14 protein-coding genes are annotated in these 19,438 nt (G+C 47.2%); 9 read left to right on the forward strand and 5 right to left on the reverse strand.

Going from position 1 to position 19,438, the window contains the following annotated elements; translation table 11 throughout:
- Positions 1–57 precede the first annotated feature (57 nt).
- The 6 genes from dnaA (at position 58) to MYF79_RS00030 (ending at position 10,159) form a co-directional block, all read left to right on the forward strand.
- A complete protein-coding gene (gene dnaA / locus MYF79_RS00005) occupies positions 58–1,434 on the forward strand; it encodes a chromosomal replication initiator protein DnaA (protein ID WP_245901584.1) in 1,377 nt (458 codons plus the stop codon).
- A gap of 145 nt (positions 1,435–1,579) precedes the next feature.
- Positions 1,580–2,128, forward strand: a complete 549-nt coding sequence (locus MYF79_RS00010; RefSeq protein WP_247811944.1) for an RNA polymerase sigma factor — start codon at positions 1,580–1,582, stop codon at positions 2,126–2,128.
- 85 nt (positions 2,129–2,213) lie between these two features.
- The gene (locus MYF79_RS00015; RefSeq protein ID WP_247811945.1) at positions 2,214–3,173 is read left to right on the forward strand and encodes a FecR family protein; all 960 of its coding nucleotides are present in this window, start codon (positions 2,214–2,216) and stop codon (positions 3,171–3,173) included.
- 121 nt (positions 3,174–3,294) lie between these two features.
- Complete coding sequence (locus MYF79_RS00020) at positions 3,295–6,696, forward strand: SusC/RagA family TonB-linked outer membrane protein (protein WP_247811946.1); 3,402 nt, start codon at positions 3,295–3,297, stop codon at positions 6,694–6,696.
- A gap of 21 nt (positions 6,697–6,717) precedes the next feature.
- The gene (locus MYF79_RS00025) at positions 6,718–8,232 is read left to right on the forward strand and encodes a RagB/SusD family nutrient uptake outer membrane protein (protein WP_247811947.1); all 1,515 of its coding nucleotides are present in this window, start codon (positions 6,718–6,720) and stop codon (positions 8,230–8,232) included.
- 103 nt (positions 8,233–8,335) lie between these two features.
- The gene (locus tag MYF79_RS00030) at positions 8,336–10,159 is read left to right on the forward strand and encodes an alkaline phosphatase (RefSeq protein WP_247811948.1); all 1,824 of its coding nucleotides are present in this window, start codon (positions 8,336–8,338) and stop codon (positions 10,157–10,159) included.
- Positions 10,160–11,152: 993 nt separating this feature from the next.
- Here the strand turns inward: MYF79_RS00030 and MYF79_RS00035 are convergent.
- Genes MYF79_RS00035 through MYF79_RS00055 form a run of 5 tightly spaced genes read right to left on the reverse strand, consistent with a single transcriptional unit; the run spans position 11,153 to position 14,872 of the window.
- Complete coding sequence (locus MYF79_RS00035) at positions 11,153–12,208, reverse strand: hypothetical protein (RefSeq protein ID WP_247811949.1); 1,056 nt, start codon at positions 12,206–12,208, stop codon at positions 11,153–11,155.
- A gap of 53 nt (positions 12,209–12,261) precedes the next feature.
- Positions 12,262–12,921: a response regulator transcription factor gene (locus tag MYF79_RS00040; protein ID WP_247811950.1), complete on the reverse strand. Its 660-nt coding sequence runs from the start codon at positions 12,919–12,921 to the stop codon at positions 12,262–12,264.
- A 14-nt stretch (positions 12,922–12,935) separates the two neighbouring features.
- On the reverse strand, positions 12,936–13,721 hold the full coding sequence (locus MYF79_RS00045; RefSeq protein ID WP_247811951.1) for a sensor histidine kinase: 786 nt from the start codon (positions 13,719–13,721) through the stop codon (positions 12,936–12,938).
- Positions 13,682–14,350 carry a hypothetical protein gene (locus MYF79_RS00050; RefSeq protein ID WP_247811952.1) on the reverse strand — a complete coding sequence of 223 codons (669 nt, stop codon included), beginning with the start codon at positions 14,348–14,350 and terminating at the stop codon, positions 13,682–13,684. The genes MYF79_RS00045 and MYF79_RS00050 overlap by 40 nt, the downstream gene beginning before the upstream one ends.
- A gap of 6 nt (positions 14,351–14,356) precedes the next feature.
- On the reverse strand, positions 14,357–14,872 hold the full coding sequence (locus MYF79_RS00055; RefSeq protein ID WP_247811953.1) for a hypothetical protein: 516 nt from the start codon (positions 14,870–14,872) through the stop codon (positions 14,357–14,359).
- Positions 14,873–15,728: 856 nt separating this feature from the next.
- On the opposite strand from MYF79_RS00055, the gene MYF79_RS00060 reads away from it, so the two are divergent.
- Genes MYF79_RS00060 through MYF79_RS00070 form a run of 3 tightly spaced genes read left to right on the forward strand, consistent with a single transcriptional unit; the run spans position 15,729 to position 19,229 of the window.
- Positions 15,729–16,826, forward strand: a complete 1,098-nt coding sequence (locus MYF79_RS00060) for a caspase domain-containing protein (protein WP_247811954.1) — start codon at positions 15,729–15,731, stop codon at positions 16,824–16,826.
- Positions 16,816–18,372, forward strand: a complete 1,557-nt coding sequence (locus tag MYF79_RS00065; protein WP_247811955.1) for a hypothetical protein — start codon at positions 16,816–16,818, stop codon at positions 18,370–18,372. Before MYF79_RS00060 ends, MYF79_RS00065 begins: the two co-directional genes overlap by 11 nt.
- A complete protein-coding gene (locus MYF79_RS00070) occupies positions 18,372–19,229 on the forward strand; it encodes a caspase family protein (RefSeq protein ID WP_247811956.1) in 858 nt (285 codons plus the stop codon). The genes MYF79_RS00065 and MYF79_RS00070 overlap by 1 nt, the downstream gene beginning before the upstream one ends.
- Positions 19,230–19,438: the final 209 nt, after the last annotated feature.

Here is a 19,438-nt window from a genome sequence, read left to right on the forward strand (position 1 = left end):
ATGAATAAAACTTGCGAACAAGTTTGGGAAAGGTGTCTTAATATAATTAGGGATATTGTGGAATGGCAGCCATTTAAAACCTGGTTTGAACCTATTAAACCCATCCAGCTTGAAAACAATGTTTTAACCATTCAGGTGCCCAGCCAGTTCTTTTATGAATACCTGGAAGAGCACTATGTGGGACTGCTTGGAAAAACAATCAAACGCGAACTCGGAAAAGAGGCACGACTTGAGTATCGTATTGTAGTGGAAAACGGTACTCCTCACCAGCATCCTAAAACAGTAAACATGCCTGGACAGTTTACAAACAGCAAGAAGGACAGCGAGGTAGATTTTCCATTAACGATACAGAACCCTGTAAAGAACCCTTTCGTTATCCCGGGTATCAAGCGTGTACAGATCGATTCACAACTGAACCCTCACTATACACTGGAATCTTTTATTGAAGGTGACTGCAACCGTGTGGCACGCAGAGCAGGTAAAACTGTTTCTGAGAAACCAGGTGGCACATCATTCAATCCTTTAGTTATATATGGCAGCGTTGGTCTTGGTAAGACACACCTTGCCCAGGCAATAGGTAATGAAGTAAAACGCATTCATCCTAACAAAGCTGTTCTGTATGTAAGCGCGGAGAAATTCATCAACCAGTTTATTGATCACTCCAAGAATAGTATCATCAATGACTTTATTCACTTCTATCAGTTAATAGATGTATTGATCGTAGATGATATACAATTTTTTGCGCGTGCAGAAAAAACTCAGGATGCGTTCTTTGCCATCTTCAACCATCTGCATCAATCCGGTAAACAACTTATCTTAACTTCAGATAAACCGCCGAAAGATCTGGACGGTTTACAGGAAAGGCTGCTGAGCCGCTTCCGCTGGGGCCTGAGCGCCGATATGCAGATGCCGGACTTCGAAACACGTATGGAAATTCTTGAAATGAAAATGCGTAACGATGGTCTGGAAATGCCAAAGGAAGTGGTGAAGTATGTTGCCTATAATATACAGAACAACGTACGTGAACTGGAAGGCGCACTGATCTCCCTGCTGGCCCAGTCCTCTCTTAACAGAAAAGAGATAGACCTGGAACTGGCAAAACGTGTACTGAAATCTTTCGTAAAGACCTCCTCCAAAGAGATCACCATCGAAAGCATACAGAAAATGGTATGCGAATATTTCGATGTGCCTTACGACAAGTTGCTGCAGAAAACACGTAAACGTGAAATAGTACAGGCACGGCAGATCACCATGTACCTGGCTAAATCATTTACCAAGAATTCTCTCAAGACCATCGGAGAACATTTCGGCGGAAGGGATCACACCACTGTTATTCACTCCTGCCAGACCGTAAAAGACCTGATGGACACTGACAATACATTCCGTGACAATGTAATTGAACTGCAGCAGAAAGTACAACTGGCTGCCATGTAATAAATCCCCTATATACTACATTATTAGTCCCGGGTAAATTGCCCGGGATTTTTTTTTTATTCTATTACACCCTGTTTAACAATTTCATAATTTAGAGCAGCTACAGCAGTTCGTAACAACCAATAACTTTGTGACACGTTATTCTATGTCAAAAGAAGGTCAATACACTTTATGGCGTTCCATCCGGACAGGTAATGAACTTGCTTTCCGCCAGTTGTTCGATGAATACTGGGAGCCTCTTTTCACCTATGCCTGTAAGATCACCAGGGATCATTCCCTGGCGCAAGACAGTGTACAGGGCCTTTTCATCCATCTCTGGGAAAAGCATGACGTACTGCCTGAGGTAACTGCCATCCTGCCATATCTTCGTAGCGCCCTTAAAAACAGGCTGCTGAACGCCCTCCGCGATGAGCATGTCTATCAGAAACATGTCGATATCTTCACACAGGTGCTCGACACCAATGCGCCTGCTTCCTCCGATCAGCTACACCTTAAAGAAACCGAACAACAACTGCTGCTCTCCATTAACCGCCTTCCTGAGAAGATGAAGGACGTATTTTATCTTCACCGGATGGAAGACCTCTCCGTTGCCGAGATCGCTTGTAAGCTGGGCACCTCCCCGCAAACTATCCGGAACCAGCTCAGTACCGCCATGCAAAGACTGCGGAACGGCTGGAAGACGATCGCCGGCTAATCTAATATTACCTAATTGTTAACGCCGGGTGGTCCAATAGTTAAAACTCCCGTTTCCCGTGTCTTATTATAAACCACAGAACAGTTTGGACAAAGGGACACTATTAGCACTACTGGAAAAATTCCGTCAGGGCGAATGCTCAGTGGAAGAAGAGGCACTTTTATCTAAATGGCTGGATGCCCTGGAGCAGGACGACACCTTACCTGTACTATCTGCTACCGAAATGCAGCAGATCAAACAGGACATGCAGCAGCAGATATGGCCCGATCCCACTATCCGTCCCCGCCGTATAGGGCTGCGCATCGCCAGGATAGCCGCGGTAGTGGTTCCGCTGATCATCGGGGGATATTTTGCACAACAGTACCTGCAGCATCCTTCCCGGCAGTTAGCACACTCGTCCATGAACTGGCAGACGGTAAAAAATACAAGCGGACAAATACAAAGGATCGTATTACCAGATCATACAGTAGCATTGTTAGGGCCTTACAGTACTATTCAGTATCCTTCTCTCTTCCCGGGCAATGCAAGGCCGGTTAAACTGACGGAAGGCAAGGTATTCTTTGATGTTGTGAAAGACACCAGGCCATTCAGCGTAGAAGACAACAGCGGTATACGCACCACGGTACTGGGCACCTCTTTTACCATAGAAGCCAGCAATGCTTTACGCATATCAAGAGTAGCAGTCGCTACCGGTAAGGTACAGGTAGAACGCCAGGGCATTAAACCGGCTACCCTGGGGCCATCGCAAAGACTAACATTCAGTGAACAATCTGTAAAGCAGGACAGCGTTGCGGCCACCGACCTGTTAGCATGGACAAAAGGAGAGATCATACTGCGCAATGCCACTTTACAGGATTTAATACTAACCATAAAAAATCAATACGGCATCACAGCTACCACAGCATTGGACGTACACCAGGGGAATTACACAGTACACATTCCAGCTACTATGACTTTGCAGGAAGTCCTGGACATTATTGAAAAAATCAGTTACAGACCAAAAATTCATTTCAGTATGCAAAACGATCAGCTTCGAGTTCATTAAGGGAATCAGGAATTGACCTTGGGGTTCTATTTCTCATGCTGCATTCCAAACCTTTATTCCACATACTACTTCCATTCCGGTGGAACAGTTATAGTCATGCCTTTACCTTAATCCTTAATATATGCAAAAAAACACTTTACAATTCTCTCTGCGGCTTCGCACAGCATTCCTCGCGGGACTTGCGTTGCTCGTACTGGCGTCTACCGCCTTCGCCTCGCATACCAATGCACAGGCATTGCAAAAGATCCTGCAGCGCTTCCAGGTGCAACAAGGCAGCCTTTCTGCTGCATTGAAACAACTGGAATCAAAAGCACAGATCAGCCTTGCTTACGACGAAGCTGCACTACAGAAAATACAGGTGCACGCAAACACGTATCAGAAGAAAACAGTTATCAGCATCCTGCAGGACCTGCTCAGCCAGTCCTCACTGAAATTTGAAGAAAAGTACAACACCGTATTGATCTACGACAGCGCTTCCATCGCTCCCGCTAATACACTGCAGGCAGTGGACGAAAAGATCACACTCACAGGTGCGGTATATGATAATAATGGTCCGCTGATCGGCGCCACTGTAATGGTCAAAGGCACCAGTACCGGTACCGGCACAGACGCCTCCGGTCATTTTAAATTGTCAGTATCAGCTGGTAACAACCTGGTGCTGGTAGTAAGCATGATCGGTTTTAAAACACAGGAGATTGCTGTGGGCACACAACGTAACTTTCAGATCGTGCTCGCAGAAAACAGTCTTAACCTGAACCAGCTGGTAGTAGTTGGTTATGGTACGCAACGTAAAGCTACTGTATCCGGCGCTGTGGCAGATGTTCAGCTGGATAAACTGACTTCCCGCTCACTGAACAACGCTGCGGAAGCATTACAGGGTAAAGCACCCGGTGTGATCATACAGAACAATGGCGGGGACCCTACCTCCAGCCCTACCGTTTATGTTCGTGGTATGGGTGGTATCAACGGTGAATCGGCCCTCTATATCGTAGATGGATCTATCTACAATGGCGGCCCTATCAACCCGAATGATATCGAATCAATCAACGTGCTGAAAGATGCATCTGCTGCTATCTATGGCGCCAGGGCTTCCGGCGGTGTAATACTGATCACTACCAAAAAAGGCAAGGAAGGGACGGCTACTATTACCCTCGATGCTAAAACCGGCTGGCAGTACGCGGCTAAAAAGCTGGACGTACTGAACGCAAAACAATTTGCAGACGTTGAGAACATCGCATATACCGCTGCAGGTATCGCTCCGGCGGATGCTTTCAATGCTGCCAAATACCCTGATGGCCAGATCACGCGCACAGACTGGCAGGACGAGATCTTCCGCACCGGCAAGATCCAGGACTATAACGTAGGTGTAAAAGGAGGCAACGAAAAAAGCAGGTATTATATGAGCTTTGGCTACCGTCGCAACGAGGGTATCCTGCTGAATACACATGCTGAACGCTACTCCTTCCGCATGAATTCAGATGCACAGATAAAACCATGGCTGAAAATAGGTGAGAACATGTCATTTACCTACAACAACGGCAATGGCGCCAACACCACCAGCCCTTATACCGGCGCCATCTTCACCGCCCTGGGTTATCCGCGTAATATTACGCCATATACTTCTACCGGCGCTTTCAGTGGTATGCCGATCGCATATGCCGGCTCATACGGTGACCTTGCCAACCCGGTAGCGATCCTGACCAGGATGGACAATAAAACACCGGTGAGCAATATCAACATCAATCCTTACGCTGAAGTAAAACTGACAAAAGACCTGGTGTTCCGCTCCAATTTTTCTGTTACCAAATCATTCAGTGATCAGAAGAACTTCACCACCCGCGCACTGGAGATCGGCAAGATCAATACCAGCAACGGACTGACTGAAAATGTCAACAACGGAACCAATATCTTGTCTGAACAGACATTAACATACACCAAACAATTTGCAGGTGTGCACAACATCACTGCTGTAGCTGGTTATACCTATCAGCATGATGACTATACCTTCCTGTCTGTTTCTGCCAGCAACTTCGGCGATGAGCGCGACGTTTACCGTTATTTTGATAACGCCGGCACCTGGGCAAAACCATCCAGCGGCAGAACACAGACTGCACTGGAAGCAATGCTGGGACGTATTAACTACGACTACAAAGGCAAATACCTGCTGACTGTACTGGGCCGCCGTGACGGTAGCTCTCTCGTTGGCGCTAATAACCGTTACCAGAACTACTACTCTGTATCTGGTGGATGGGTACTGACAGAAGAAGATTTCCTGCATAAGAATGATGTGCTCAGTTTCCTCAAGCTCCGCGCCAGCTATGGTCTGCTGGGTAACCTGGCAAGTCTTCCTGCGAATGTTATCAACATCAACTTAAAATCGGTTAATATTTACACAGGCGCCAACGGTACGCAAACCACAGGTCTTGCGGAAGATGCCTTATCAAATCCTAACCTGACATGGGCCAATTCCCGTCAGCTGAACTTTGGTACAGACCTCGCATTCTTCAAAAACAGTCTGTCTATCACTGCTGACTATTTTATCAAGAACACAGAGAAGATGATCATGCAGGTAGCCCCACCAAGTACTGCAGGTGTTAGCACCGGTATGTACAAGAACATGGGTAAAGCGCGTGACAGGGGTATTGAACTGGGTATCAACTACAATGGCAAAATAGGAAAAGACTTCACATTCGGCGTTGGCGCTACTGCTACAGCTATCAAGAACAAGCTGATCGAGCTGCAGCCGGGCCTGAACGAAGTTGTTTCTTCTTCAAATATCAACGTTCGTAGTACGCTGAACCCGATCGTAACACGCGTAGGCCATGAGATCTATGCTTACAATGTGATCAGAACTGCCGGTATCTTCCAGACACAGGAAGAGATCAATAACTATGTGAACAAAGATGGTGCAATGATCCAGCCGAACGCTAAACCAGGCGACCGTAAGTTCATTGACCAACCTGATAAAAATGGCGTTCGTGACGGTGTGATCAACAACAACGACAGGCAGATAGTAGGCAGCCCCTTCCCTGATTTCACTTATGGCCTGAGCCTGAACGCCAGCTATAAAGGATTTGACCTGAACGTGTTTGCACAGGGTGTACAGGGTAATAAACTGTTCAATGCCCTGAAATATACCAACATGAACCCCAGCATCGGTACCAACTACAACATGCTGACAGGTATCCTGAATGCATGGACGCCACAGAATACCAACACCGATGTAACCCGTATCATCTCTACCGATAAGAACGGTAACTACGGTAATACTTCCGACTGGTACATAGAGAACGGTTCTTACCTGCGTATCAAGAACATCACCCTGGGTTATACCTTGCCGGCCAGCCTGACCAACCAGGCGCATATCGGTGCTGTAAGACTGTACGTTACTACTACTAACCTGTTCACCATCACCAAATACACCGGTTACGATCCGGAAGTAGGTATGGACGAACTGGGTATCGACAAAGGCCGTTATCCGCAGGCGAAGAATGTGCTGATCGGGTTGAACGTTAATTTCTAATAAATACAAATGACGACTACAATGAAACAATTAATAAAACATATCACCCTATCGCTTGCAGGTCTTTCCCTGCTGGCGGCCTGCAATAAAAAGCTGGACATTACTCCCGAAGGAGCGCCTACCACAGGTAACTTCTGGCAAACGGAAACGGACGCCATCGCCGGCGCCAATGCTATGTATAGCCAGTTTGATGACGAAAACTTCTATGGCCGCGGTTACTGGTGGTTCATCAACGCCAGCGATGACATGGTAACCGGACGTGTGAAAGCAGAAGGTGATAACATCAAAAACTTCAACAGCAATTTCATTGGCGGCTCCTATACAGAAGGACAATGGAAATTGAGATACATCGTGATCAAACGTGCCAATGATGTGATCCTGCATGTACCTTCCATTAACATGGATGAAAAACTGAAGAACCGTATTCTTGGAGAAGCCTATTTCTTCAGTGGTCTGATGTACTTCGAACTGGCTTACACTTATGGTGATGCACGTGCAGGCGTACCGATCGTAAAACGCGACAGCCTCACCGGCGATCAGCCTATTCCGCGTGCTGCCAATGTGAACCTGGTATATGAGTACATAGAGAAAGAACTGCTGAAAGCAGCATCCCTGCTGCCTTACTTCGACGAATATACCAGCGACCTGTATGGCCGTCCACATAAAACCGCTGCTTATGCCTTCCTCAGTAAAATGTTCCTCTACAAAAAGGACTATGCCAATGCAGAGAAATATGCTGACTCTGTGATCCTGAGTGGTAAACATAAACTACTGGACAATTTCGCAGACGTATTCACTATCGCCAACAACTGGACCAGCGAATATATCTGGTCAGTATACTCCAACTCACAGGGCCCAAGCGGCTGGGGTAGCATTTTGCCAGGCGTTATGCTGGAAAACAAAGGCTGGGGCAAATACAATGGCTGGGGATATTATATGCCTACCAAAGAACTGTACGACTCATATGAGGCAGGCGATAAAAGAAGAGAGGCTACTATCCTGAAGCCAGGCGACGCATTCACCTTCTATGGAGAAGCAAGAACATATGCTTCTACCAACAGCCTTTCAGGCTACCAGTTCCGCAAGTATATGGAGCCTTTCTCTTACGCTGGCGGCGCTCACCTGAGCCCCAACGGCGACCATCCTACTACAGACCTGAACCTGCCACTGATCCGTTATGCAGAAGTATTGCTGATCAAAGCGGAAGCTGAGCTCATGCAAGGCAAGAATGCTGATAAAGAGATCAACATGATCAGGCATCGTGCTGGTCTGACAGACGTGACCAATGCAGACATGACCGAGCTGAAAAAGCAACGCCGTTCCGAGCTGGCCGGCGAGTGGGCTAACCACCACTTCGACCTGGTACGCTGGGGCGATGCACAGGCAGCTTATGCAAAACCACTACACGGTTTCAGCGGCGCTGAAATATGGCCTGCACGTAACTTCAATCCTGCTATCCACAACGTATGGCCGGTACCAAGAAGTGAAGTGACCAGCAGCAATGGCGTTGTAAAACAGAATGGCGGCTGGGAATAATATTTTTTCAATTTAATAATTAGGAATTAAGGACCAGGAGTATTAATATTCCGGCACTTAATTCCTAATTTTTTAACTTCTAATATTTAATCATCGAGATCACATGCTTAGGTCTACCTTTCTTTCCCTCTCTCTTTTCGCGGCCCTGGCCGCGGCAGCGCAAACCAGTAACTATACGACGTTGAGCGCTCATGCCCATAACGATTATGAGCACCCTATTCCTTTCCTGACAGCTTACTACCGTCATTATGGTTCAATAGAAGCAGATGTTTTTGAGCGGAATGGCAAATTGTTCGTTGCACATAATGAAGAAAATATACTTGCTGAGCGTTCTCTCGAGAAACTCTATCTGCAGCCTTTACAAGAGCAGATACGTAGGAACGGGGGTACTGCTTTTAAAAACAGTAAGGATACTTTACAGCTGATGATAGACTTCAAGACCAGCGGTATACCAACCTTAAAAGCACTGGTTAAAACACTGGAACGCTATCCGGAGCTCACCAAAAATCCTACTATCGTTATTACCATCAGCGGCGATCAGCCAGCACCTGCACTGTGGGACCAATATCCTTCCTACATCCATTTCGATGGCAAAAGAGAATTACAGTACACAGCAGCACAGGCAAAACGTATTCCGATGTATAGCGTTGATGTAAAAACCTTTACCAACTGGAACGGGAAAGGGCTGATCGTAAAAGCTGAACGGGAAAAAATGCAACACTGGATCGACAGTGTGCATCATGCTGACAAGAAAGTGCGTTTCTGGGGTACGGCAGATAATGTAAATACCTGGAAAACGCTGATGAACATGGGGGTTAATTACATCGGCACTGATCTCCTGGAAGATCTGGCCAGCTTCCTCTCTGACAGGAAAAGACTGGAATACAATAGTACCGCCGCTCCGCATACACTATATCCTGCCCGCTATGTGAACAATGATAGCCTTACGCATGTCAATAACGTCATTCTCCTGATTGGCGATGGTATGGGACTGGCCCAGATCTATGCCGGCTTCACCGGCAATCGTGGTCAGCTGAACCTCCTGCAGATGCGCAACATCGGTTTCTCCAAGACATATTCGTCCGACAGCTATATCACAGACTCTGCAGCCGGTGGCACTGCCATGGCTACAGGGCATAAGACCAACAACCGTTACATTGGTGTAGATGCTACTGGTGTACGTCTCAACGCCATTCCCGATGTTATCGCTCCCAGGGGTTATAAGAGTGCCCTCATCAGCGCCGGCGATATCACTGACGCTACGCCCGCGGCTTTCTATGCGCATGTACCGGAAAGAACATTGGAAGATACGATTGCTGCCGACTTCCTTTCCAGTCCTGTCAACATTATGATCGGCGGTGGTGCTAAACATTTCAACCAGCGTAAAGACGGCCTGAATATGCCTGCGCTGCTGCAGCAAAAAGGATATACATTCAGCACCAGTCTGGAAGATCTTGATACTATACATGCCTCGAAATATGTTGTGCTGGACAAACGGGCAGAGCTTTCTATGTTAACCGGCAGGGGCAAATTCCTGGCGCCTTCACTGGAAAAGAGCATTGCTACGTTGCGCCAGAAATTCTTCATTATGGCGGAAGGAGCGCAGATCGATTATGGCGGGCATGTTAACAACCTGCCGTATGTTGCCACTGAAATGATGGATTTTGATGAGGCGATCGGGGCGGCGATGAAATTTGCAGATGAAGACGGGCATACGCTGGTGATCGTTACAGCGGATCATGAGACGGGCGGATTATCATTGCTGGATGGTAATATTTCCAAAGGATATGTTGACGGGCATTTCAGCAGTAATGACCATAGTGCTGTGATGGTACCTGTCTTTGCTTATGGGCCGCATTCGCTGGATTTCAGAGGGGTGTATGAGAATACGGAGATATTCGAGAAGATCATTGCGTTGTTGAAATAATATTTTCGCCCTGAGGGTGCTTTGTTACGATTTCAGATGTTAGCACTGGATGTAGTCTTAAAAGTTCCTCTTGTGCGAAGGAATTTGGATGATGTTTGGCCACTGTTTCAAATGGAAGCACTGACTGGTTCTTTGAAGTCTCTCTTCTCGATGGAATTTGGATGATGTTTTGCCACTGTTTCAGGTGGAAGCACTGACTGGTTCTTTAAAGTTTCTCTTCGTGATGGAATTTGGATGATGTTTTGCCACTGTTTCAAATGGAAGCACTGGCTGGTTCTTTAAAGTTTCTCTTCGTGATGGAATTTGGATGATGTTTTGCCACTGTTTCAAATGGAAGCACTGGCTGGTTCTTTGAAGTCTCTCTTCGCGATGGAATTCGGATGATGTTTTGCCGCGGTTTCAGGTGGGATCACTGGCTGTAGTTCTTTGAAGTTCCTGTATATGAAGCTTTGGCAGGTCGTGTTGAGCGTTAGGAATATGAATTAAACCCCTGTCAAGCGGACCGACATACTTCAAATAACTAAGGCCAGTGCTTCCCACCTGAAACCGGTGCTACTTACGCTTCCCTACGACATAATTTTCGTCGCCCTTATCAGGAGTACGAAATAACCGGAGAAGTAAATAGCGGTAAACAGAGGTACATAAAAGTTAAACTACTATAATTAAACAAAGAGGCCTTTGCATGCGTCCGTCTCCTGCCCTTACCTACAATTGGACGACTTATAACGGCGCACGGTTTAGGTGGAGATCACTGGCCTAAGTTGTTTGAAGTATGCTGACCGGCCCACCAGGGGTTAAATAGATATTCCATCGCCCATTCGTCCTAAAAATGTTCCATAGCAAGGATACTTCAAAGAACTAAGCCAGTGGTCCCATCCCAAACCGTGCGCGTGAGTCCAACCCACCACATTCACCCGCTTCCATCAATCAGACGACTTACAACAGCGAAGGGTCGGGTTTGATTTTCCTCAATACTTTCATTCTGCTGAGGTTTTAATCCTTCTTGAACCGCTCCAGTACTCTCTTTCGGTCTCCGGCATGGGCATGGAGGTGCCTGTAAACGACCTTTCCTACATACTTGCGCACATCTGCTTTCAGGGAAGGCATATCCAGTTTGTCTTTGGTATTGTCGCCGTATTCCATTGGATCACCTTTTACAGCGGCCATCAATACTAATTGACGGCCTATCTTTTTTCTTGAAGCCTTCAGTGCTACGCCTTCTTTTTCGCCTATCGCTTTAATGGCGTCCTGCAGGCCTTTAAACACGCCGTCTACCAGTGAACCGCCGGATTTTGTACCGTCATTATTGGCAAAAGACCTGATGTAGGGGGCCGGATAATTAGTGTAGATATGATGATATCTGAAGATAATGTGGTAGATGTAACCATTAATGGCGGTTTTCAGCTCCATGGCCAGCCAGGAGTCCTTCTTGCCATAATCATGTTTTTCCAGTACATTATTGAATAGTTCCTTTAATCCTTTTTTGAAATAGAAAACGTTACGCTGTAGTTCTCCCCTGTTGTCGACGCTGATGATCTTCAATCCGGCGTTCAGGTATGCAAGCTGCTGGAACATAATGTTCACAGGGATGTAAGAGACCTGGCTATCCTTGAATATTTCTTCATCCAGCTGAAAATCAAGCTTGATACCATTTATTTCTTCAGGAGAACAAGGAGCAGTAGAAAGCTCATATGTACCCGACTGTGCTGCCAGTACATGTCTGTCAGGATTAGCCACAATCCTTAACAGGAATACATTGCTGACGCCTATCAGCATGCCGATCTTGTGATTCTTGGAGGATGCAACATGGTGCAGCAAGGCGATCTCATGCAACAGCTCGTCTTCCGAGAGACCTGATATTACGATACTGATGTGATTGTCAGGGTTAAAAGTGATCTCTATTGTATTAATGCCGGTAACACTCTCCAGGTATTCTGATAATACTATCTTCAACAGCCGGCGGATACCGTAGCTGTTGGTCGTTCCCAGGTACATGACTGGTCTTTTCCTGATAGATTCAATAATACTAAGGCCTGGCCGTCCGTTCATACATATGCATTTTCTGCAAATTACTCCAATCGTTTCATATTACTCCAAGCGTTTCACAACACTACCAGATTGTTCTTTACGGCATACAATACAAGGCCGACACGTGTGGATACATTCAGTTTTTTAAACAGGGCTTCTCTGTAACCGTCTACCGTGCGCTCGCTTACAAACATCTCTTTGGCAATGACCTGGTAGCTTTTCTCGCTACAGGCCAGTCGCATGAATTCCATTTCACGGTCGCTTAACTTTACAATGGTGCTCAATGGGGAGTGTTCATCTACCAGGTAATTGATGGATTGCATCACCTTTCTGGTGACCAGGTCATTATAGTAATATCCCAGCGCAAATACTTCATCCAGTGCCTGATTCAACTCGGCGGGTTCTGCATCTTTAAGGATATACCCTTTGGCGCCGTGGCGGATCATTTTTATGATCGCGGTCTCAGCATCCATCGTACTTAGCGCCAGCACTTTGATATCCGGGTAATGCGTGCGCAGCCATTCCGCGGAAGCATAACCGTCCATATCGGGCATATTGACATCCAGTAATACAATGTCGGGTAAGCAGTCCGGATCAATTCTATCTATCAGCTCTTTACCGTTAGCTGCTTCAAATAAAACCTCATAAGCTGGAAAGAGGTTGATCAGGATCGATAGCCCTTTACGGAACATCGTGTGATCATCAACAATGGCTATATATTTTATTTCTGACATAAGGTGTGGTTAATTCATACATTGGGTATGGTGATGGTAATGATCGTTCCTTTGCCGGCGCTGCTGGTAATATTGGCCAGGCCTCCCAGCACCGCTGCCCTGCTGGTAATATGCTGCAACCCTAATCCGTTCTTCCTGCCGAGCACCTCCTCTACATTGAAACCGATACCATTATCGCAAATACTAACATACAGCCGGTCTGTCATGTATTCGCAGGTGATGATCACTTCTGCTGCTGCGGCATGTTTGAGCACGTTTTGCAGGGCTTCCTGTATGATCCTGAAGAGGATCAGCTTTCCCTGCGCCTCCATTGGTCTTTCCGTGCCTTCCAGGTGAAAAACCACACGGGTTGCTCCGCTCCTGTTGATCCGTTCTGCCTCCTGGTCAATGTTGCCCGCCAGGCTGAATAGCTGTACTCTTTCGGTACTAAGTCCTTTGGCAATGTCCCGCAGGATGGTCATAGCCTGCCCTATCGTATCTTTTACTTCCTTCAGGCTACCAGGAGCCTGCTCTGCACGCTGCTCCATGATATGTAACTGCACTTTTGCAAGGCTTAACAGCTGCCCTACATGATCGTGCAGTTCCTGGCTGATGTTGTTAAAAGTCTCTTCCTGGATCTCTAACGTAGATTGTAGCAGCTGCCTGTCAAAATCGTGCTTCATCTGCATCTTTTCCACTTCCACCTGTTGTTTCCTGTTGTTGTATGCCCAGATCATTATCAGAAATAAAATACCGAGAAATAGCAGGACCGCTATTACCGCTATAATGATGATGATGATCTGTTTATTTGCATCCTGCATAATATGAACGCCAGACAATAACAGGAATAGAGAATAATATTTACAGCAGGTAGAATAGCGTGATACAGGCTATCCTTACCGATCACAATATGATTACTTCTGATATATTGCTGCAATCCGAGCAGCACTAATGTAATGAGGCCAAACAGTAAATTGGCGGCACTGATCCAGAAATAAGGCTCTCTGAATATACTTACCAGTACATCGCCCCTAAAAGCCAATCGTAATAGCACGAAACAAGCGAAAACAATATTAAGGATTTCAATCAAAACAACAGAAATATTGTTGAACTGGCCGGGACCCTGCAGGAAAATATAATTCAGGACAATAAACAGCATAGACAGGATGGCAATTGTCACATAAACGGGTTTTTCATTCCTTCTGATCTTTAGCATCCGGGCATACAGGTAAAGATTTATAGGGGTTGACAAAATAATATACCAGTTGTACATGGTATAATTGTGCGTCCAGCCGAGCGCCCTGTAATTGTTCCCTACCAGCTCAATGACATTGGTGAGCAGCAGTAAAGGGATAAACAGTACCAGGTTACAGGCGTTAAGCCCCCTGTAGCAAATGATGGCTACCAGGAGGCTTAACAATTGGAAATACTGAAAGTAGTCTATGATCATAATTTATCAGGGTTGCAGACCGCCGAAGTCGTAAACATATCCGGGCGTTCCAAGTAACCCGGGGGTGTCGGCGCGTGTGAAAGGAATAATAAAAATTGTTGTCCGGTTCCTTTTGGCTTCCTTCAGGCTAACGGGCAGTTCAGATGCAGGATCATCAATGATCTCGTCCGTATAGTAACCCATTACAAGCTGCGTATAAACAAGCCTGCTCGTGTCTCCCTGCTGCAAGGCAGTATAAGTATGCTGCAGCCAATCCAGTACTTCCGGGCCAACAAAGTCCTCAGAGAAGGTAGCGATACGTGATTGAGGTACCAGGAGATTGATCTGTTGCCCACCTCTTAATCTAAGACCATGTTCTGACATAATCGATACATAGGCCTGTGCGCATTTCAGCGCCACCTCGTACCTTACCAGTTCTCCTTTGTGGGGAGGATCGTTAAACCTAAAGGAGGGGAAAGCTTCTCTTTCCATTACAAATGCACCTGTTGTAGCGCCTGTAAAAGGCATTTTTGGATCTTCCATGTTGTGGGGTTTTAAATTGTGATTGAGGTTATTTAACAGGCACAATTTAGAACGCTGCTACGGATTTACAACACGACTATAACAAATACGGGACAAAGAAGTTTTAAGGCGGGAAAAACACCCGTATGCCCTATGTGAATATCACCCTCATCAACAATATGAAGCCCTGTACTTCGACCCCGTCAGGGGTCACGTGTTTGTAGCCCCCCGTTTTCAACGGGGGGGAACGAAACGATGAACGAAACGATGGACGATACGATGGACGATACAATGGGATAACACGATGGACGATACAACCGACAAAACGGCCGACAAAACCGAAACAAAACACCAGGCAAAACGGCCACCATTCGCAAAACAACACCGGTACACCCCTATGTGAATATCACCCTCGTCAACAATATGAAGCCCTGTACTTTGACCCCGTCAGGGGTCACGTGTTTGTAGCCCCCGTTTTCAACGGGGGGGAACGAAACGATGAACGAAACGATGGACGATACAATGGATAACACGATGGCCGATACACCCGACAAAACGCAAACAAACAAGGTCCCCCATCACGAAAATCCTCTGCCTGGTTCATGCCATTCCCCTCACAATCAATTTATCCTTAATACATAAAACACTACAATATGTCAATTAAACTTGTTAACATCCCGCCAGTAGCGTAATTTTATATTCAGATAATCACCCCAAAACCGGCAATTAAAAGATAGATAGACTGACTCATTTTTAACAGCGCGCTTATTAATCATATATACCCCAGCGTAACGCATGTATATGACTTTATACATATCGTATCGGCATTTCTCCCATGCGAGGCTACGCATTATTCAAATCGTTTAAAAATGACCCCATGAGCCCAAAACCACTTGTATCCGAAGCACCATTACCTCCCACTACAGGGCCCTGTGAGGAGGTAACCAATGAGAATCTGGTCAAAGGCCTCCCCGTCAATGAACAGGATTACGCCATCATTGTCGGAATAAGCCATTATACTAGTTTAGCACAATTAAACGCACCCGTTACGGATGCCTGTCGCCTGAGGAACTGGCTGATCAGGGCGGAGGGCGGTAATCTCCATCCGCAGCATGTCTTTTTCATTCCCTCTGCTCCCGGCAGCAATGTACCCGACCAGCTGGCCATTGACAAGGCGCTGTCAGACATCCTGCAGCTGGCGGAAGCCAAACCTGCCCGGCGCCTGTACTTCTACTTCTCCGGTCATGGCTTTGGCTCCAACTGGGAAGTGAACGGTATGTGCCTGCCTATATGGTCGCCCAGCTTTTATAATGCGGCCCTTTCGTCTAAAGCTTACCTGGACCTGCTGGTAGAAAAGGACCTTTTTAAGGAAGTGTATTTCTTCCTGGATTGCTGCCGCGACAGGAAGATCAACACGAAGCCTTTGCATTCCATGCTCGGCGGGCCACGTCCGGGAGGTGCCAATACCATGGCAGTGGTCATGTATGCCTCAGAGTATGAGAACCCGGCCTGGGAAGGGATGATGAATGCGAACGGCAATCTGCAGGTACATGGTTATTTCTCCAGGGCCTTGCTGGAAGCGCTGAATGGTGGGGCGGTGAATAACAGCGGTGATATCACTATTACCAGCTTCCTCGACTATGTGCGGGAGAAGACGGAAACCTATGCCAAGGAAAAGAATCATACACAAACAGTACGCTCTGATATCCGCAATAACAGTTACGGGCTGGATTATGTGATCCATAAGACCGGCAGAACACCCGGCACCGTATTAACGATAAAGTTCAAAACCGGGGGAGACATCTCGCTGGACGGACCTGACCTGAGTAATATCAAATCAGGCATCGTACAGGCAGGCGATTCATGGCTGATCCCACTGGGTAAAGGTTATCACCAGTTAACGGATAAAATCTCCAAAAGATCTTCATTTATTACCATCGATGGTACCCTTAAAACTATGATCTATGAATTCTAATGCCCCTACCTTTAAACTGACCGTTGCTGCCGTTGGCGTGATGTCCGACTTCGCGCATATCACGGTGTACAACGGTTTCCTGGAAGATATCGCAAGGGGGTATGAGCAACTGGATCTCACCTTGCCACAGGGGCTCTACAGCATTACCCTGAAGCTGGATGGCAACATCATCAAAGAGCATGTCCGGCTTACGGAAGACACCCGTTTTGAGATACCTACGCCACCGGTATACTCCTCTGTGGTGGCCGACCGCTTTGAATCTTCGCATGAGTATTATACCCACAATGCACAGCATTGCAGCCGGGAACCTACCGTGGAGACAGGCACGACTGAAGGCGGCGCCATCTTTCTTTTCTTCCGGTATACGGACCTGGATAAACGAAAAGAACTGAATACAGACCAGCATTCGCTGGGAGAAGGCTTCTCCCTGCTGGATGCAGACCGGCAGATATTATATCGCCTGCAGGGCAGTAATATCCGGGAAGATACTGACACCGGCTGGTTGGCCTTTCATGCAGTACTGCCGGTAGGCATTTATTACCTGCACTACAGCGGATGCAAGTTCGAAGAAGGCAACGGACGGGCTACCGATATTCCTCCCAGGGAGATTCCGCTCCAGGTATTTAAGAGCAGCGACAGTTTGCAGGGATTGGCAGATAAATACTGGCAAACGCAGGTCTTCCTCACCTTCGGTTACGGTCCTATCTTCCCTTCCATGAGCGTATTTATTGCGCCCCGGCAACAGGGGTTCATCAACAACGATGAAGGCAATTACCGCATAGATGGCCTTCGTCATAAATTCCATAACGGCGTTTATTACCTGCCCGAGAAAGTATTGCTGGAATTCGAAAAGGGACAGTGGGCCTCGCCTATGAAAGGCCTGCTGGCGGCATATGTCTATTTCAGCAGTCCTGAAACGAACAATGAGCTGTTGTTCAGGAATGTTGCACAGGACCTGCCTGCCCTCCTGGGAGAGGATACGCCGGACGTGAAAGCATTGCAGGTGATGGCGGCACAGTATTACAAAGATCCCATCCCGGAACTCACGCTCAGTGAGCCCTGTATGTTCCTGGCCGGCGTACGCGCCGTGATCAGGGCCTCCATTAAACATCCTGATATCATTGCGGAAGATAGCTTACTGGAAGACATCACCGACAAATTGTATTGCGATATGGTGTGGACTTCCTATCTGCCGGCGCCTATCCCCGAAGCAAAAGCGCAATTGGGAGATGCTACAGCCTGCGGCTCGCTGACAGACAGCATCTTTAACGTAGTGGAAAGGATCATTGGCAATGAAACATCGCCGGAAGAGATCGGAGAAAGATTATTGCAATCCCAGACTGTCAGCACGCTGTTGTATTACATTGATAAGCTGAATGACGATCTCAATGTGAATGATCTTGCCAACAGGCTGCAGATCCCTCCTAATGTGGTCAGAAAGACGATCAATCATATTCTGAGCTTCTCAGACAGCTTAAAGAATGCAAACAGCAAACCAGATCAGTTCAGCATCAGCAACATTAACAAACTAAAAAGCATCCAGTAATGACACCACAAAGCTATGCGCTGCATATCGGCTTGAATGCAGTGAACCCTGACGGCTATGAAGGCTGGGACGGCGAGCTCTTTGCCTGCGAGAACGACGCGGCGGTGTACAAGGCGATCGCTGAAAAGGCGGGTTTCCAATCCATCTACTCACTCCTTACCAAAGAGGCCACGTCTCAAAACGTGCTGCAACACCTGCAAAAAGCGGCCAGCCAGCTGCAATCGGGCGATATACTCCTGCTCACCTATTCAGGACATGGCGGTTCTATTATAGATACCAACCAGGATGAAACCAACAACTTTGGCGAGATGGACGGCTTCGATGAAACCTGGTGCCTGTACGACCGGCAGCTGATAGACGATGAGCTGTTCGACTGCTTCAGCAGGTTCAAACCCGGCGTACGCATATTGATATTCTCCGACAGCTGTCACTCCGGCTCTGTAGCCAAAGCAGCAGAACCGCTTAGCACCACGCTTGATCCTGCTACTTATACCCGCGCCCGTGAAGCGCCGCTGGATGTGTTGAGCCGTACCTACAACAAACATAAAAGCGAATATGATGGCATACAGGCGCAACTCAGCGCCGGTCCGGCAGATATTGCTGCTTACGTGGTGCAGTTTGGCGCCTGCCAGGACGACGAACTGGCGATGGAAGTATGGGGCAATGGCATGTTCACGGCAAAGGTGCAGGAGGTGATGCAAGAAGAGATCAACAGTTATACAGACCTGTTTATTGCCATTAAAAAAAGCTTTTCTGCCCAACAGCATCCTAACTTGTTCCATTACGGGAATAAGACCTACGACTTCCTGGCGCAGGCGCCTTTCAGCATACAGCCACTTGTAGGAACACAGGGATAAGGTTTGCAAACAGCCGATGCACGCAGGCCTGACAACCATAGCGCCCCGAGCATCCTGAATGGCACGAGCCAAAGTTTGCAAAAAGCTGATGCACGCAGGCTTGACAGTTACAGTTCCATAGTCTTCCTGAACGGTACGGATCATGGACCCTGATCCAATACAATGTGGTGGCATAAAAAATCCGGAAGCGGCACAGGGCTGCTTCCGGA

The organism is Chitinophaga filiformis, from assembly GCF_023100805.1.
Taxonomy (GTDB): domain Bacteria; phylum Bacteroidota; class Bacteroidia; order Chitinophagales; family Chitinophagaceae; genus Chitinophaga; species Chitinophaga filiformis_B.

Excerpts from the sequence above, each read along its gene's own strand:
- MYF79_RS00010 (WP_247811944.1), top strand. The coding sequence starts at position 1,580 with ATGTCAAAAGAAGGTCAATACACTTTATGGCGTTCCATCCGGACAGGT.
- MYF79_RS00020 (WP_247811946.1), top strand. The coding sequence starts at position 3,295 with ATGCAAAAAAACACTTTACAATTCTCTCTGCGGCTTCGCACAGCATTC.
- MYF79_RS00025 (WP_247811947.1), top strand. The coding sequence starts at position 6,718 with ATGAAACAATTAATAAAACATATCACCCTATCGCTTGCAGGTCTTTCC.
- MYF79_RS00030 (WP_247811948.1), top strand. The coding sequence starts at position 8,336 with ATGCTTAGGTCTACCTTTCTTTCCCTCTCTCTTTTCGCGGCCCTGGCC.
- MYF79_RS00035 (WP_247811949.1), bottom strand. The coding sequence starts at position 12,208 with ATGAACGGACGGCCAGGCCTTAGTATTATTGAATCTATCAGGAAAAGA.
- MYF79_RS00040 (WP_247811950.1), bottom strand. The coding sequence starts at position 12,921 with ATGTCAGAAATAAAATATATAGCCATTGTTGATGATCACACGATGTTC.
- MYF79_RS00045 (WP_247811951.1), bottom strand. The coding sequence starts at position 13,721 with ATGCAGGATGCAAATAAACAGATCATCATCATCATTATAGCGGTAATA.
- MYF79_RS00050 (WP_247811952.1), bottom strand. The coding sequence starts at position 14,350 with ATGATCATAGACTACTTTCAGTATTTCCAATTGTTAAGCCTCCTGGTA.
- MYF79_RS00055 (WP_247811953.1), bottom strand. The coding sequence starts at position 14,872 with ATGGAAGATCCAAAAATGCCTTTTACAGGCGCTACAACAGGTGCATTT.
- MYF79_RS00060 (WP_247811954.1), top strand. The coding sequence starts at position 15,729 with ATGAGCCCAAAACCACTTGTATCCGAAGCACCATTACCTCCCACTACA.
- MYF79_RS00065 (WP_247811955.1), top strand. The coding sequence starts at position 16,816 with ATGAATTCTAATGCCCCTACCTTTAAACTGACCGTTGCTGCCGTTGGC.
- MYF79_RS00070 (WP_247811956.1), top strand. The coding sequence starts at position 18,372 with ATGACACCACAAAGCTATGCGCTGCATATCGGCTTGAATGCAGTGAAC.